This window comes from Hyphomicrobium sp. DMF-1 (assembly GCF_027886585.1).
Classification (GTDB): Bacteria; Pseudomonadota; Alphaproteobacteria; order Rhizobiales; family Hyphomicrobiaceae; genus Hyphomicrobium_C; species Hyphomicrobium_C zavarzinii.
Genome location: NZ_CP115706.1, coordinates 3,453,102 through 3,467,026, shown reverse-complemented (window position 1 = coordinate 3,467,026; position 13,925 = coordinate 3,453,102). Strand labels below are relative to the sequence as shown.

Below are 13,925 nucleotides of genomic sequence, written 5' to 3'. Positions count from 1 at the left end.
AGAACGAGGCTCCAATGACCGCTGGCGCACTTTCACTTGGCCGGGTAGCCCCCGAGTATTGGCGCGAGGCGCGGGAAACAGTCCCGGTATCGTCGGCCGGCTTGAGCCTCACCGTTCGCGATCTCAAGAAGTCGTTCGGATCGAACGAGGTCCTGAAGGGGCTCGACCTCTTCATTCCGGCGGGTCAGTTCGTGTCGATCGTGGGCAAGAGCGGCTGCGGAAAGAGCACGCTGCTGCGCCTGCTCGTCGGCCTCGACAAGCCGACCGGCGGCGAGTTCTGGTATGGGGCCGCACCCGAGGAGCAGCACGACAAGAGCGCTGTGCGCGTCATGTTCCAGGAGCCGCGGCTATTACCCTGGGCGCGGGTTCTTTCGAACGTGGAGGTCGGGCTTGGCCGCGCCCGCAGGGAGAAAGGAGCGCGCGAGCGCGCGCTCGCGACATTGAGCGAGGTGGGGCTCGGAGACCGGAAGGGCGAGTGGCCCTCGGTGCTGTCCGGCGGCCAGCGCCAGCGCGTTGCGCTCGCCCGCGCCCTCGTCTCGCAGCCACGTGTGCTGGCCTTCGACGAGCCGCTCGGCGCCCTCGACGCTCTGACCCGCATCTCCATGCAGAATCTGCTAGAGCAGGTCTGGCGCGATCAGGGCTTCACCGCCCTCATGGTGACGCACGACGTGGCCGAGGCGGTCATGCTGGCTGACCGCGTTCTCCTGATAGAGAACGGCGCCATCACGCTCGACCTTCGGGTTGATATCCCGCGTCCGCGCCGGCGAGGCTCCGCCGAGATCGCGGCGCTCGAGGGGCGCATTCTGGACGCGCTCTTCAAGGACGCGCGGGCCGGCGAGGACGCTTGATAAGGGACTGAAAGACGAAGGCCATGGGGAACGGATGTCAGGCGGCGGTTCTGGCAGGAGGCGCCGGGATCGATGCGGATACGTTCCGCAGCGCTATGCGCCAGCTCGCAGGCGGTATCTGCGCCATCACCGTCGGCCGGGGCGATGAGCGGACAGGTTTGACCTCGACCTCCGTATCCTCGCTGTCCGCCGAGCCGCCTGCGCTGGTCTTTTGCATCAACAAGACGGCGTCGAGCTGGCCCATTCTCCAGGCCCGCCGCGCTTTTGCCGTCAACGTCCTCCCGCCGGGGCACAGATCCGTAGCCGACCGCTTCAGCGGACGGAATGGAGTGAAAGGTCTCGATCGCTACGAAGGCGCCCGCTGGTCCGAGCTTGTGACGGGGACGCCCGTACTGCTGGATGCGCTCGCCGTTCTCGATTGCGAGGTCGAGGATCTCATCGAGCGCTTCGGCAGTGCCGTCGTCATCGGCCGCGTCGTGGCTGCGCGTGTCCGGGGTGAGGATGCCGAGCCGGAAGCGCTGACATATTGGCGGGGCGCCTACAACGTCATCCGCCGCTAGCCTCTTTTCATCCGAACGTCTGAGACCTTGCGTGATGACCGCCCTTGGGCGCGAGCACGAGCGGCGCTGTCATGCGGCCGCGCATGGCCAATCCTGGCGCGCTTGATTCCACGAGAGCCCGGCTTGAGACGAGACAGCGCGCGAGTCGCGAGCAAATCCCTGTAGCTGCCGGGCCACAGCAAGGCGTCAAACAAGAGACAACAACGTGAGTGGCGCTCGATCCCGGTCTGAGCACGCCCCGCTCTCATTGGACAAAAAATGCTTTGGGAAGAAGCGGCCGGATCGCTTTTCGGCCAACATCGTCGAGCGCCGGACGACATCTCGGAATTTGAGACAAGGAGCATCGCCAGAAGCGCCATTCCAATGATTTTCAAATCACGGAATTAGGGGTTTCGAGAAAATCTAAAATTTTCTTCTAAGCAAAGAACGAAACGTCTTCTATCGAGCGAAGTTATTTTCATTTCACGCGCAAACTGGCTTGCGGTTCAGTGCTCTTCATCGGGGCCCGAGCAATCGGAAAAACGGTGTTTCACACACGTTTCGTGCTCAGGCCTGAGGCGCCCACGGAAGGGGTGCTCTCAGGTTCGTCGGCCGACCGAATGCTGGACTAAGTGGAGGTAGAAGATGATTGGGGGCACTATCAAGAAGCCTGGCATTGCGCTTGGGATCGCAATCGCCGGCTTGGCGTTCGGCGGGGCGACGTCCGCCTCGGCTGCAGACCTGGGCGGCGGCGGTTACGCCGACCTGGAAGAGCGCATTGCCGAACTCGAGGCCACGACGGCGCGCAAGGGCAACCGCAAGGTTTCGCTGACCGTTTCCGGTCTCGTGAACGAAGCCATCCTGTTCTGGGATGACGGCCAGGAGAGCAACGCTTACGTCATCACCAACGAGGAAGCGCAGACCCGCGTCCGCTTCCTGGGCGAAGCAGAGATCACCAAGGGCTGGAAGGCCGGTTACCTGATCGAACTCGGCATCCGCGGCTCGCGCGGCGACCGTGTTGATCAGGATACCGCTGACGGCGGATCTGCAACCGACCAGATCTTCACCCGCCACAGCGCCTGGTGGTTGAGCAGCAAGGACTACGGCAAGCTCTGGCTTGGCCTGACCTCGGACGCCGCCGACGGCATCACCGAGATCAACCTCGCCAACACCAACCACTTCGCCAGCTCGAACAAGCAGTACGCCGGTGACGGCGGAAACGGCTTCTTCATCAAGAACAACCTCGGAAACAACATCGCCATCGCGCCGGGCACGTCTCTGAGATGGGGTCACGTGTCCTCCCCGCCGGGTGCCGCTCAGCAAATCGGCGAAGGCCACCGCGAGAACCTCGTGAAGTACGAAACCCCGACGATCGCCGGCTTTACCGGATCGGCCTCGTGGGGTGAGGACGATATCTGGAACATCGCACTGCGCTACAAGGGCGAGTTCAGCGGATTCAAGTTCGCAGCCGGCATCGCCTACTCGGAGATCAACAAAAACAACCAGAACACGTGGCGCCGCGGCGCAGGCGACACCGACGAGCTCGGTCTCAGCGCCTCGCTTCTGCACACGGAAACGGGCCTCTACGTGACCGGTGCCTACGGGCATCTCACAGATGACGGTATCAGCGCCATCTCGGCTAACCTCGACGACGAATCCGACTTCTACTTCGTCCAGGCTGGCATCGAGCGGAAGTTCTTCCCCATCGGCAAGACCACCCTCTTCGGTGAGTACTGGCAGACCGAGCGCGGCGCGTGGGGCGTTCCTGTCGCTGGCGGCGGCGGCAATGTGATCTCGATCGGCGGCAACTTCGTTACTGGGTCGACGTATGAGGGTTGGGGGCTGGGTCTCAACCAGAACTTCAACGAGGTCTTCGATCTCTACCTCGTGTACAATCACACCACGGCCGACATCTCGACCACCGGTGGCAAGTTGACCGGCATCGAGGACCAGTTCGACTACGTCGTTGGTGGCGCTCAGATCAAGTTCTGATCCAAGACCTTCTCCCGAAGACGAGGAACAGACGGAGCCGCACCCTCACGGGTGCGGCTCTTTCCCTTTTGGGATGGCGTTTAGGTTGCGATCGTAAGGGCGGCTCGCGAGACAATCAGCTCCCGTTTTCGCGGAGCGTATCCCAGAAATCGACGGTTTCCCGACGAAGCGTATCGCGGCAATCCGGACCGCAATCGATCACGGTTCCGCGACGCAGCACCATCTTGCGGCCGACCCGGCTATCGAACACGCGCGCGGTATAGCAATTGAACCCGCCGCGCTCGCTGCAGGCGGTGACGGTGGTGGCAGACTTCCGGCTTTGCTTTGCATCTGCCGTCGTCGTGCTCGCGACGAGCGGAGCGGCGCCAAGGCCAACCAGAAGGGCAAAGGTGAGCACTTTGTGCATCGGATGAACTCCTTGTTGTTTGCTCCCAACGTTTTTTGCGTTCTATTGCGCATTTATGAATATACATATTCCAAATCGGCGGGCAAATGATTATGTGTCTTAGATAGCGTAATTTAATCTAATATAACGGATATAACACGCGTGCGTATTCATCGCTGGTGGCACATGCGTGACGATCTGATCGCTGGCTGCGACAAAAGTGATTTAAAAAGCACGCGTGGAAACAAGTTCTTCTGACAAATGATTATTTCCCGCAAATCCGGAACGCGCGTAAAAATAGCGTCACGAGATGCGTAGCGCCCTACGAACAAGTTTGGATGCACTGCCGGGCCCGGCAGTCATAAAGAGCGTCGGCAAGTGAACCCAACCCACTTGCTGGCGCTTTTTTCATGCGCATGTCGCGATCGCGAGATGGATCCGCGCTCGGCGACCTGCTCTAGCGGGTGGGTAGGATCTTGAGCGTGACCCAGACGCCCGCGAAGCTCGCGGCGAGAAAGATCCAGCCGGAGGCGGCGCCCGCGATGGTGCCCGAAAGAAGCGTGCCGACCGTGCAACCGATAGCCGTCATCGCGCCCCAGCCGAGCAGAATGCCCCCGCCCACGCCGCGCAGCGCCTGGCCCGCAGTGGGCCAGGCAGGCGTGAACTGGCCCGCAACGAGCGCGCTGGCGAAGCTCGCGAGAACGAGGCCGACGACGAACGCGCCATTGGGCGAGAGGCCGGTGACGAGCGCCGTGCGGCAGCCCGCAAATCCGTCGAGCCCGTGCAGTGTCTCCGGCAGGAGCTCCGCATGGGCGAGCAGCGAGCGCGCTACGCTGCCGATCGCCGCCGTCACACCCAAAGGCTGCACCTGGAAATAGGCAACAGCCGCAATCACGCCGACCGCTGCCCCGCCGGCGGTCGCTGGCCAGCGCGCGATAAAAATTCGGTGCAAGGCATGCCTGAGCGGTGTCGCCCCTCTGGTGTCCGGCTGAGAGACAGGTGGCGACGCGAAGCGCGCGAAAAGTGCTGCGAGCGCAGCAAGCAGGGCGAGCTGGCCCAGCAGCCATCCCGCATACCCCGTATAGGCCGGAAGCCAAACCACGGGTGTCGTCGCGATTGAAGCCACATAAAGCGTGTTCCAGGTGAGAAAGCCGGCCCCGAACCCCGCGAGCGTGCCGAGCAGGGCGAACGGCGCCGTCGGCGATCCTTCTCCAAGCCGGTAGAGGTGCCCGGAAATGCACGAGCCGGAGATGGCCATGCCGATGCCGAACGCAAAGGCGGCAAACGCGAGCAAGGGTCCCGCAGGCCCGATATGGGCATCCGGCGGAAGGCGTCCCGCGCCGGGATCCGGAAGCCAGGTCGTCAGAATGACGTGATAGCCGAGCGTGCCGACGCCGAGGGCGAGCAGGATGGCGGCGATGCCACGCACGTCCCTGTTCGAGAAAAAGTCGCGCGTGTGGCAGAGGAAACAGAAGCGCGACCTCTGGAGCACGAGGCCGAACAGCGCTCCGAGGGCGAGCGATTTCGAAAGCTTGCCGCTGTCGAGCGCGAACGCGGCGAGCGTCAAGCCCACCAGGATGATGAGCGATAGAAAGAGCTCGATCGATCGCGGCATTCGGGATCTCCAGACAGCAAAAAATGCCACCAGCGGCATGAGCCATGCCGCTGGTGGGGGATGGTGAGCGTGAGACGAGGAGCTACTTGCCGAGCCAGACCGTGCCGGCGAGGTTAGTGACCGGGGCTCCGACCGAGTTGCCGTACTCTGTCCACGAGCCGTCGTAGTTCTTGACGTCGTAGCCGAGGATCTGGGTCAGCAGATACCAGGTGTGGCTCGAGCGCTCGCCGATGCGGCAGTAGGTGATGATCGGCTTGGAGCCGTCGACGCCGGCGTCTGCGTAGAGTTTCTTCAGGTCGGCAGCCGGCTTGAACGTGCCGTCCTCGGCGTTCACGGCCTTGCTCCAGGTCACGTTGACGGCACCCGGCACGTGTCCGGCGCGAACCGACAGCTCCTTGGAGCCTTCCGGCGCGAAGATCTTGCCCTGGTATTCGTCGGCCGAGCGGATGTCGATCACGTGTACGTCGGTCTTCTTCTCGGCGGCGGCGAGAACGTCGCTGAGACGCGCGCGCAGGTTGGGCTTGCCGTCCGGAAGCTTGTAGTCGGTCGCCTTGACCTCGGCAGTCTTGGTGTCGAGCGGAAGCTGCTTCAGCTCCCAGATCTTGCGGCCGCCATCGAGAAGGCGCACCTGCTCGCCGAGGCCGTGAACGTGGAACACCCAGGCGCCCCAGGCGGCGAACCAGTTGTTGTTGTCTCCGTAGAGGACGACGGTGGTGTCTTTGTCGATGCCGGCGCCCTGGATGAGCTTCTCGAAGTTTTCACGCGAGACGATGTCGCGCGAGACCTTGTCCACGAGATCCGTGTGCCAGCGGAAGTTCAACGCGCCGGGCACGTGCCCGCGTTCGTACACGCCGGGATCGACGCTCACCTCGATGATGCGAACTTTCGGATTGTCGAGATTCTTCTGGACCCACTCGTAGGTCACGAGCGGCTCTTTGGCCGGGGCGGCGAACGCCGTGACCGAGAGGGTGGTGGCCGCAAGTGCCGCCACGGCAGTGATGAGGTGTCTGAGTGTCATAGGAACGGTTCTCCTCTTTGGGGGCGCGTCTCTGCCGCGACCCACAGGGCCGAACGAACCGAGGCCGCAGCGCCGCGAAACTAGGGAGGCCGCATCGCGTTCGGAAATAAGAAGAATGCCTTTCGAATGCAGCCTGCCGTTGCTTTGCAAAGCTTCCTGAAGACCCGGGATAGTCCCATCCGTATCGATGCGGATGCGGCCGGTTTGCGGCCCTGCGCAACTAATTGCTTTTCCGCGCGCATGCCGGATGCGAGCCTCGCTTCGTTCCGAGCTTGTGAGGGAGTGTCTCTGCTGTGGACGTCGTTTCTGTCGAGATCGCGGACGAGGGGCGTGCGCTCGTCGTCCTGTGGAACGCAGGACGGCGCCGCTCTCTTTCCGCGGAATTTCTGTGGGCGCAGTGCCCCTCTGCGGCGGGGCGCGTGCGCCGCCTGCGGGGAGGGCACAGGTCACCGCCGGCCGCTCTCGCTATCGTAAGGGCGGCCGTGATCGGCACCTACGGCGTGAACATCGCCTTCTCGGACGGCCATAACCGCGGCATCTACCCCTGGAGCTATCTGGCGGAGCTTGCCGAGGCGCCCCAGCTCGAGGATTTCCTGCTCTAACGACGACAAGGCTCGGAGGACGAATGCCGCTTGCCGCCACCTACACCGCCGTTCCTGTCGAGGTAGACGACGCGAAATGCATCGCCGACAAAGGATGCACCGTCTGCATCGACGTGTGCCCGCTCGACGTGCTGAGGCTCAACGAGCTGACCGGCAAGGCATACATGGCCTACGACGAATGCTGGTACTGCATGCCGTGCCAGACCGATTGCCCGACGGGCGCGGTAACCGTGAACATCCCCTACCTTCTGAGATAGCAACGGAGCCCGGGGGGCGCGGTTCAGCCGGACGCATAGGCATCCCGCAGTCCCCGCGCATTGAGGATGGCAATGGAGTCCGGCTTGACGGACACGAAGCCGTCGCGCTCGAAACGGCCGAGCGTCGCGGTCACCCATTGCCGGGTGGAGCCGATAATCGCGGCAAGCTGCTCGTGCGTAACGTGCCGTGGAACTTCGAGATCCTTGCGTGCGCCGGGAATGGCACTTCGCTCCGCAAGCGTCAGCAGAAGCTCCGCGAGCCGCCCGCGCGCGGGCTTCGTCGCGAGAATCTGGGCGAGCGACGAATAGCATCGCCCCTTGACGATGAGCGCATCGATCAGCCCCATTGCGAAGCTCGAGTTCTGCAGCGCGAGCGCCCGCAGCAGGTGTCCCGGTATCCACGAGAGAACGCATGCGCTCGCTGCCTCCGCAGACCAGACGTGAGATCCGCGTCCGAACAGCTCCGGTCCGCCGACAAAGTGTCCCTCGGTCCAATAGGCGAGCGTGATCTCCTTGCCGTTGGGGGATGCGTAGAACGTGCGCACCGAGCCCTGCTCGATCACGAAGATGCCCGAGTGCGGCCGCCCCTGCTCGAATACGAGCGTGTCCGGGCTCAGCCGCAACGTCGTCGCATTACGCTTGATCAATTGGCGCACGTTGACCGGCAAGGTTTCCATGAGAGGCGCGTTGTCCTCGAGGATCTCGTGCTCGTCGATGAGGAACAGCGCATGGCCTTTCGGGCTCTGCGCGGTCGCTGCTGTTCCGTGATGCATGATGCCCTCCGATGACAAGTGCGTCCGCCATTAGAGGCTGTTCGCCCGTGAAAATCCTAAGAAGAAAATCTTCTTTGCATTTGCCCGCGCGTGACGTCAGTCAGGATGGATCTATCGAAGGCGCAAGATGACAGACACGAATTCACCGAAACGCACGCGCGTCACCCTCAAGGCCCTGCACCGGAAAAAGGCTGAGGGTGTCCGCATCACGGCCATCGGCGTCTACGATGCGCCCATGGCCGCGATCGCCGATCGCGTCGGCTTCGACCTTCTGATTGTTGGAAATGCCGGACCCATGTCGCTGCTCGGGCATCCGGATCCCACGAGCGTTACGTTCGAGGAGCAACTTTTTCTGACCCGCGCCGTTAGCCGCGTAGCGAAGTATGGCATCATCGTCGGCCATCTTCCCTTCATGACCTATCACGCGTCGAAGGAGCAGGCGATCACCAGCGCCGCACGGATGGTGCGGGAAGGCGGCGCCCATGTCGTCAAGTGCGAAGGCAACGCGTATACAGCAGCTTATATTGCCGAGATCGTGCGGGCTGGCGTGCCCGTCATGGGGCACATCGGAATGCAGGCCTCGCGCCGCGTCGAGCAGAGCGGCTTCGGCATCAAGGGGCGCACGGCCGCGGAAGCCCGGGAGATCGTCGCAACAGCCCGAGCCTTTGTCGCGGCCGGTGTGTTCGGCTTTATCGTGGAGCAGGTGCCGACCGAGCTTGCCGCCTATCTGACGCGCACCCTGCCGGTTCCGGTCATCACGCTCGGCGGCGGCCCGATCAACGACGGCGTCTATCATATCAGCGGCGATCTGGTGGGTTACACGGCATTTCCCACTCCGCGCAATCGCGGCGCTTACGCCAACATCAGCGCCGATATCGAGACTGCCATGACGCGTTTTCGCGACGATTGCCTGGCGCACGCCTATCCGTCCGACGAGCAGTCGGTCCACATCGACGCGGAGGAGTGGGCGCGCCTCTCGCAGGATTTGGCGTAAAGGACAAAAGCCTCCGCGACAGATTGGCTCAGCGCAGCATCGGACATCTGCGCCCGCTCGCTGAACAAGCTCACGCCGGGGGTTTCGGCGCTTTTGCATATAAGCAAAGTAGTTCTTGTTGTTTGTCGTTATGCAAAATCATCGAGCAACGTACGGAGCAGCATAACCCTAGGGCATGAATCCTGCGCCGTGCCGGCGGCAGGACAAGGCAAGGCACCGTCGATGAACCTTCAGCAGCTTCGGATTATCAGGGAAACCGTTCGCGCAAAGTTCAATGTCACCGAAGCGGCAAATGCGATCTACGCGTCGCAATCCGGCGTCAGCAAGCAGATCCGCGACCTCGAGGAGGAGCTCGGTGTTGCGCTGTTCCGCCGCCGTGGGAAGCGCCTTCTCGGATTGACGGAGCTTGGGGAGCAAGTCGTCAAGATTGCCGATCGCGTGTTGCTCGAAGCCGAGAACATCAAGCAGGCGGCCTCGCAGTTCGCGGTGAGCGACAGAGGCCTGCTCGAGATCGCAACAACGCATACGCAAGCCCGATACGTGCTGCCGGACGTCATCGTGAAGTTCAAGCAGCAATACCCTGGCGTTCGCCTTGTCCTGCACCAGTCGAGCCCGCGAGACATCGGCACGCTCCTGAAGTCGGGCTCCGCCGATCTCGCCATCGCAACGGATGCTTTCACGGACGAGCGTGACCTCGTCTCTTTCCCGTTCTATTCCTGGCAGCACATCGTTGTGGTCCCCGCGGGTCATCCCCTCGACGGCAGGGAGAACGTCACGCTGGAGGAGCTGGCGAACTATCCGATCGTCACCTACGACACGGGCCTCACCGGGCGTCCGCGCATCGATGAAGCCTTCGACGCGCAGAACCTGAGCCCCGACGTCACCATGACGGCGCTCGATGCCGACGTGATCAAGGCTTACGTCGCGCTGGGTCTCGGCGTCGGCATCATCGCGCCGATGTCGTTCGATGCGAAGCGGGACGCGGGTTTGCGCCTCGTCAACCTGAAAGAGCCGTTCGCGCCCAGCACCACCAGCATCGCGCTGCGACGCGGGCGTCTCCATCGCGGCTACGTCTACCGCTTCATCGAGCTGTGCACGCCGACGATCACCGAAAAGCTCATCCGTGACACGGAGGCATCCGGACAGGGCGACGAGGACTGACACACGGAAACAAGTGTGGGGGTCGAGTAGACTTTTTGCGTATTTGCTTAGCGAAACTTCATATTGGAGAGCACGCAACGTCCGTCCTCATAGTGCGCCTGACGGGCCACGCCTTTGGCCCCGGCAGAACATGAGGAGATCACGATGCGATATTTGAAACGCCTGTTGCCGTTGGCTGCCGTGCTGGGCACGTCGCTGGCCGCACTCACGCCGGGCAACGCGGCGGACGAAACCAAAACGGTTCGGATCGGCTTCCAGAAGTCCTCGACGCTGGCGACTGTCCTGAAGACGAACGGAGAACTCGAGAAACGCCTCGCGGCGCTCGGCTACAAGGTTTCGTGGTCCGAGTTCGCGAGCGGACTGCCGCTGCTGGAAGCCTTGAATGTGGGCGCCATCGAGCTTTCGGCGGATGTCGCCGATACGGTTCCGGTGTTCGCCCAGGCCGCGGGCGCCAAGCTCACCTACGTCGCGCAGGAAGCGCCATCGCCCACTGCGCAGGCCATCCTCGTTCGTCCCGACTCACCCCTGAAAGAGCTTGCCGACCTCAAGGGAAAGAAGGTCGCCGTCACCAAGGCCGCCGGCGCGCACTTTCTTTTGATTTCCGCGCTGAGCAAGGCCGGCCTGAAGTTCAAGGACATCGAGCCCGCTTACCTCTCGCCGGCCGACGGACGCGCCGCGTTCGAGAAGGGCGCGGTCGACGCCTGGGTCGTCTGGGATCCCTTCGTTTCCGCCGCGCAGAAGCAGGCCAACGCGCGCGTTCTTGCAGATGGAACAGGCATAGCCAGCTATCAGCGCTACTATCTGGCCGCCAGCGCCTTCGCCGCGAGCGACCCCAAAGTGATCGAGACGTACTTCGAGCTTCTCCAGTCGACGGGGCAGTGGGTAAAGGCCAACCCGGCGGAGGCCGCGAAGGTGCTCGCCCCGGTCTGGGGACTCGATCCCGCCATTGTCGAAACGGCGAATGGGCGCCGCAGCTATCAGGTCCGCGCTCTAAGCGCCGCCGATCTCACCGAGCAGCAGCGCATCGCGGACGTGTTTTTCGCCGAGGGCCTGTTGCCCAAGGAGGTGAAGGCGACGGACGCGGAGATCTGGTCGCCCACCGGCAAGAAGAGCTCGGAGGTTGAAAAGCGCTGACGATCAGAGCTGGCCACGCGCGCCAAACGCGTGGTCAGCTTACTTCGGCGACATCGCGCGCCGCCGCCGCAAGCGCGTTTGAGACTGTCTCTGCAACACGGCGCGCATGCTCCGAAACTTGCGGAAGACCCATCAATTCGCCGAACCGCGCGCGGGCAAGCGGGCCTGCGATGAAAAGCGTCGGGACGACGCCCCCCTTCCGTCCAATGGCGCGGCTCTCTCCGTCGCACGCGATGCCAAGCCCCAGATGATCGGCTATGACGTAACCTGCAGCCTTGAGCGCCCCGAGATAGGGGTGCGTCGAGAGGATCTTCGCGTGCGCTGGTCCCGTTGTCACGATGATACGGTCGGCCGAAAGAGTTGCGACCTCATGCCTGGCTCTCCGGCGAACGGAGAGGGTAAGGGCATCCAGGTCTTTTCGCGCGTCGAGGAGCGAGGCCGAAAGGATCGTGAGCGAGCCGTCCGCGAGCTTGCGGTCGAGGACGTCCTCGACCTGCGGCGCGATGCGGAAGCGATGCACATCCCAATAGACGCGCAGATGCCGCACGATAGCGCCTTGTGCGTCGGGAGAGAGGGTCGGCCAGAACGTCTGCGCCTGCGCGCGCACCGCATCGATCACCCCATGCCAACTGAGGCCGCTATCTGCCGCCTCGCCAATTGTCTGCCTTATCTGACGTAAGAACCGAGAGGCGCGTGCAGGCGGCATCGTGAAATCGCCGAACGGATCCGACGCGATCTTTGAGTGCCCGCGCGAGCGCAATCCGCGCCGCGAGATCGCGACGAGCGGACCAAGGTGGCCGAGCCGGTCGAGTGAGGCCACCACATCCGCCATCGTGAGACCCGTGCCGAGAATCACCACCCGCTCCTGTGGCGCGATCTGGTTCAGCGCGCCCGGCAAGAGCGCGTCCGCAATCACTCGCGGGTCCGAGGCGATCGGGGCGAGCGGCTGGGGAGGATCGGGAGAGGGGTGCGTCGTGGCGAGAACCACGATCTCCGCGCGCACGGTCGTTCCATTTTCGGTCGCGAGCGTCCACCGGTCGCCGGAGTAGGAGATCTCCTCCACGCGGCCCCTGATATGCGCGACATGCCCTTCGGAAACGAGCGGCTCGATGTGCGCGGCCACATACCGTCCGAACACCGCCCGCGCCGGATAGAGAGCGCCGTCGCGGCCAGTGATGGCCTCGTCCCCGCGTCCCGCCTGCGTTGCGGAGAGCCAGCGCGCGAAGTGGGTATCGTCGCCCGGAACGAGCGACATGCGCGAAGCCGGCACATTGATCCGGTGAGCGGGGTCCCGATCGTCATAGGCAAGCCCGCCGCCGAGAAAGCTGCGAGGTTCGAAAACGGCAACCGAGGCGCCGGGACGGTAGCGGGAGAGATGATAGGCGACGGCCGCGCCGGTAAAACCTCCTCCCACGATGGCCACGTCGAACGGTCGGGCTTCGCTCATAGCGCCTCATCCTCTGGAAAGAGCGCCAAGCTACGGAGAATACGGCCCCGCACAACGAAGAAGACGCGCAATGCAAATCGTGAATTTGCATTTCACATATTCATCGTTCCGCGCCGCGGTGAAGATCCATACGTTGAGCCGAATCTGTCTTGCACGGGGAGCGAGTGATGAACGATATCGTTAAGATCAAGACGCTTGAGGCCACAGCGGGCTGGGGCCGCGGCCGCGTTTATGAGAACATTACGGAGACCATCGGCCATACGCCTGTCGTGGCTCTGAACCGCTTCCAGGCTGCGGACGACATTCCCGCGCGCATTCTCCTGAAGCTCGAATTCTTCAACCCGCTCTCCTCGGTGAAGGATCGCATCGGCGTGTCTCTCGTCGATGTGCTTGAGCAGGAAGGTAAGATCACGCCCGGGAAGACCGTGCTCGTCGAGCCGACATCGGGCAACACCGGCATAGCGCTCGCGTTCGTCGCCGCCGCGCGCGGCTACGAACTGATCCTCGTCATGCCCGAATCCATGTCGCTCGAGCGCCGCAAGATCCTGGCCCACTTGGGCGCCAAGCTCGAGCTGACGCCGGCCGCAGGCGGTATGGGCGCCGCCATCGCCCGCGCGAAGGAGCTCGCCGGGAGCCTGCCTGATGCGCTCATTCCCGGCCAGTTCGATAACCCCGCCAATCCACTGGTTCACGAGCGCACGACGGCCGAGGAGATCTGGAAGGATACCGGCGGCAACGTCGATGTCATCGTCGCGGGCGTCGGCACAGGTGGCACTATCACCGGCGTCGGCCACGTTCTGAAGCAGCGCATCCCGCATCTCAAGATCGTTGCGGTCGAGCCGGATGCGAGCCCCGTTCTCTCGGGCGGCCAGAAAGGCCCGCACAAGATTCAGGGCATCGGCGCGGGCTTCGTACCGGCGGTTCTCGACACCAAGGTGATCGACGAGGTGGTGACGGTCTCAAACGACATCGCGTTCGAAACCTCACGCCGGCTCGCAAAGATCGAGGGCATTCCGGGCGGTATCTCGACCGGCGCCAACGTGGCGGCTGCCGCCGCGCTTGCTAAGCGGCCCGAGCTCAAGGGCAAGACGGTGCTGACGTTCGCGCCGTCGTCTGCCGAGCGCTACTTCTCGAGCGATTTGTTCCTGCCCACATGATCT

14 protein-coding genes are annotated in these 13,925 nt (G+C 63.3%); 9 read left to right on the top strand and 5 right to left on the bottom strand.

The features are described from left to right. The first annotated feature begins 14 nt into the window (after positions 1–14). The 3 genes from PE058_RS15920 (at position 15) to PE058_RS15910 (ending at position 3,379) form a co-directional block, all read left to right on the top strand. The gene (locus tag PE058_RS15920; protein WP_083929247.1) at positions 15–848 is read left to right on the top strand and encodes an ATP-binding cassette domain-containing protein; all 834 of its coding nucleotides are present in this window, start codon (positions 15–17) and stop codon (positions 846–848) included. 23 nt (positions 849–871) lie between these two features. Next, on the top strand, positions 872–1,408 hold the full coding sequence (locus PE058_RS15915; RefSeq protein ID WP_271028845.1) for a flavin reductase family protein: 537 nt from the start codon (positions 872–874) through the stop codon (positions 1,406–1,408). Positions 1,409–2,032: 624 nt separating this feature from the next. Continuing rightward, positions 2,033–3,379: a porin gene (locus PE058_RS15910; RefSeq protein ID WP_020087412.1), complete on the top strand. Its 1,347-nt coding sequence runs from the start codon at positions 2,033–2,035 to the stop codon at positions 3,377–3,379. A 115-nt stretch (positions 3,380–3,494) separates the two neighbouring features. Here PE058_RS15910 and PE058_RS15905 read toward each other — a convergent pair whose 3' ends face one another. The 3 genes from PE058_RS15905 to PE058_RS15895 form a co-directional block, all read right to left on the bottom strand. After that, the gene (locus tag PE058_RS15905; protein WP_271028844.1) at positions 3,495–3,785 is read right to left on the bottom strand and encodes a hypothetical protein; all 291 of its coding nucleotides are present in this window, start codon (positions 3,783–3,785) and stop codon (positions 3,495–3,497) included. A gap of 436 nt (positions 3,786–4,221) precedes the next feature. Further along, positions 4,222–5,379 (bottom strand): YeeE/YedE family protein, encoded by a 1,158-nt coding sequence (locus PE058_RS15900; RefSeq protein ID WP_271028843.1) that lies wholly within the window; start codon positions 5,377–5,379, stop codon positions 4,222–4,224. A gap of 82 nt (positions 5,380–5,461) precedes the next feature. Beyond that, complete coding sequence (locus tag PE058_RS15895) at positions 5,462–6,397, bottom strand: sulfurtransferase (protein WP_020087409.1); 936 nt, start codon at positions 6,395–6,397, stop codon at positions 5,462–5,464. Between the two features lie 293 nt (positions 6,398–6,690). Here PE058_RS15895 and PE058_RS15890 point away from each other — a divergent pair, with 293 nt between their 5' ends. After that, a complete protein-coding gene (locus PE058_RS15890) occupies positions 6,691–6,999 on the top strand; it encodes a gamma-butyrobetaine hydroxylase-like domain-containing protein (RefSeq protein ID WP_020087408.1) in 309 nt (102 codons plus the stop codon). Positions 7,000–7,022: 23 nt separating this feature from the next. Continuing rightward, entirely contained in the window at positions 7,023–7,256 is a 234-nt protein-coding gene (locus PE058_RS15885; RefSeq protein WP_020087407.1) for a 4Fe-4S dicluster domain-containing protein, read from the top strand. Positions 7,257–7,279: 23 nt separating this feature from the next. On the opposite strand, the gene PE058_RS15880 is transcribed toward PE058_RS15885, so the two are convergent. Beyond that, a complete protein-coding gene (locus PE058_RS15880; RefSeq protein ID WP_156827512.1) occupies positions 7,280–8,029 on the bottom strand; it encodes a Crp/Fnr family transcriptional regulator in 750 nt (249 codons plus the stop codon). 127 nt (positions 8,030–8,156) lie between these two features. Between PE058_RS15880 and PE058_RS15875 the strand changes: the two genes are divergently transcribed. The 3 genes from PE058_RS15875 (at position 8,157) to PE058_RS15865 (ending at position 11,318) form a co-directional block, all read left to right on the top strand. Beyond that, positions 8,157–9,023, top strand: coding sequence for a 3-methyl-2-oxobutanoate hydroxymethyltransferase (locus tag PE058_RS15875; RefSeq protein WP_020087405.1), 867 nt, complete (start codon positions 8,157–8,159; stop codon positions 9,021–9,023). Positions 9,024–9,245: 222 nt separating this feature from the next. Next, complete coding sequence (locus PE058_RS15870) at positions 9,246–10,184, top strand: CysB family HTH-type transcriptional regulator (protein WP_271028842.1); 939 nt, start codon at positions 9,246–9,248, stop codon at positions 10,182–10,184. 144 nt (positions 10,185–10,328) lie between these two features. Continuing rightward, positions 10,329–11,318: an aliphatic sulfonate ABC transporter substrate-binding protein gene (locus tag PE058_RS15865; protein WP_020087403.1), complete on the top strand. Its 990-nt coding sequence runs from the start codon at positions 10,329–10,331 to the stop codon at positions 11,316–11,318. A gap of 34 nt (positions 11,319–11,352) precedes the next feature. Here the strand turns inward: PE058_RS15865 and PE058_RS15860 are convergent, their stop codons facing one another. Next, positions 11,353–12,765, bottom strand: coding sequence for an FAD/NAD(P)-binding protein (locus PE058_RS15860; protein WP_271028841.1), 1,413 nt, complete (start codon positions 12,763–12,765; stop codon positions 11,353–11,355). Between the two features lie 167 nt (positions 12,766–12,932). Here PE058_RS15860 and cysK point away from each other — a divergent pair, with 167 nt between their 5' ends. After that, positions 12,933–13,922 (top strand): cysteine synthase A, encoded by a 990-nt coding sequence (gene cysK / locus PE058_RS15855; protein WP_020087401.1) that lies wholly within the window; start codon positions 12,933–12,935, stop codon positions 13,920–13,922. Positions 13,923–13,925 lie beyond the last annotated feature (3 nt).

Coding starts and splice junctions, on each gene's coding strand:
- PE058_RS15880 (WP_156827512.1), bottom strand. CDS start 8,029: ATGCATCACGGAACAGCAGCGACCGCGCAGAGCCCGAAAGGCCATGCG.
- PE058_RS15870 (WP_271028842.1), top strand. CDS start 9,246: ATGAACCTTCAGCAGCTTCGGATTATCAGGGAAACCGTTCGCGCAAAG.
- PE058_RS15905 (WP_271028844.1), bottom strand. CDS start 3,785: ATGCACAAAGTGCTCACCTTTGCCCTTCTGGTTGGCCTTGGCGCCGCT.
- PE058_RS15915 (WP_271028845.1), top strand. CDS start 872: ATGGGGAACGGATGTCAGGCGGCGGTTCTGGCAGGAGGCGCCGGGATC.
- PE058_RS15885 (WP_020087407.1), top strand. CDS start 7,023: ATGCCGCTTGCCGCCACCTACACCGCCGTTCCTGTCGAGGTAGACGAC.
- PE058_RS15865 (WP_020087403.1), top strand. CDS start 10,329: ATGCGATATTTGAAACGCCTGTTGCCGTTGGCTGCCGTGCTGGGCACG.
- PE058_RS15895 (WP_020087409.1), bottom strand. CDS start 6,397: ATGACACTCAGACACCTCATCACTGCCGTGGCGGCACTTGCGGCCACC.
- PE058_RS15860 (WP_271028841.1), bottom strand. CDS start 12,765: ATGAGCGAAGCCCGACCGTTCGACGTGGCCATCGTGGGAGGAGGTTTT.
- cysK (WP_020087401.1), top strand. CDS start 12,933: ATGAACGATATCGTTAAGATCAAGACGCTTGAGGCCACAGCGGGCTGG.
- PE058_RS15910 (WP_020087412.1), top strand. CDS start 2,033: ATGATTGGGGGCACTATCAAGAAGCCTGGCATTGCGCTTGGGATCGCA.
- PE058_RS15900 (WP_271028843.1), bottom strand. CDS start 5,379: ATGCCGCGATCGATCGAGCTCTTTCTATCGCTCATCATCCTGGTGGGC.
- PE058_RS15875 (WP_020087405.1), top strand. CDS start 8,157: ATGACAGACACGAATTCACCGAAACGCACGCGCGTCACCCTCAAGGCC.
- PE058_RS15920 (WP_083929247.1), top strand. CDS start 15: ATGACCGCTGGCGCACTTTCACTTGGCCGGGTAGCCCCCGAGTATTGG.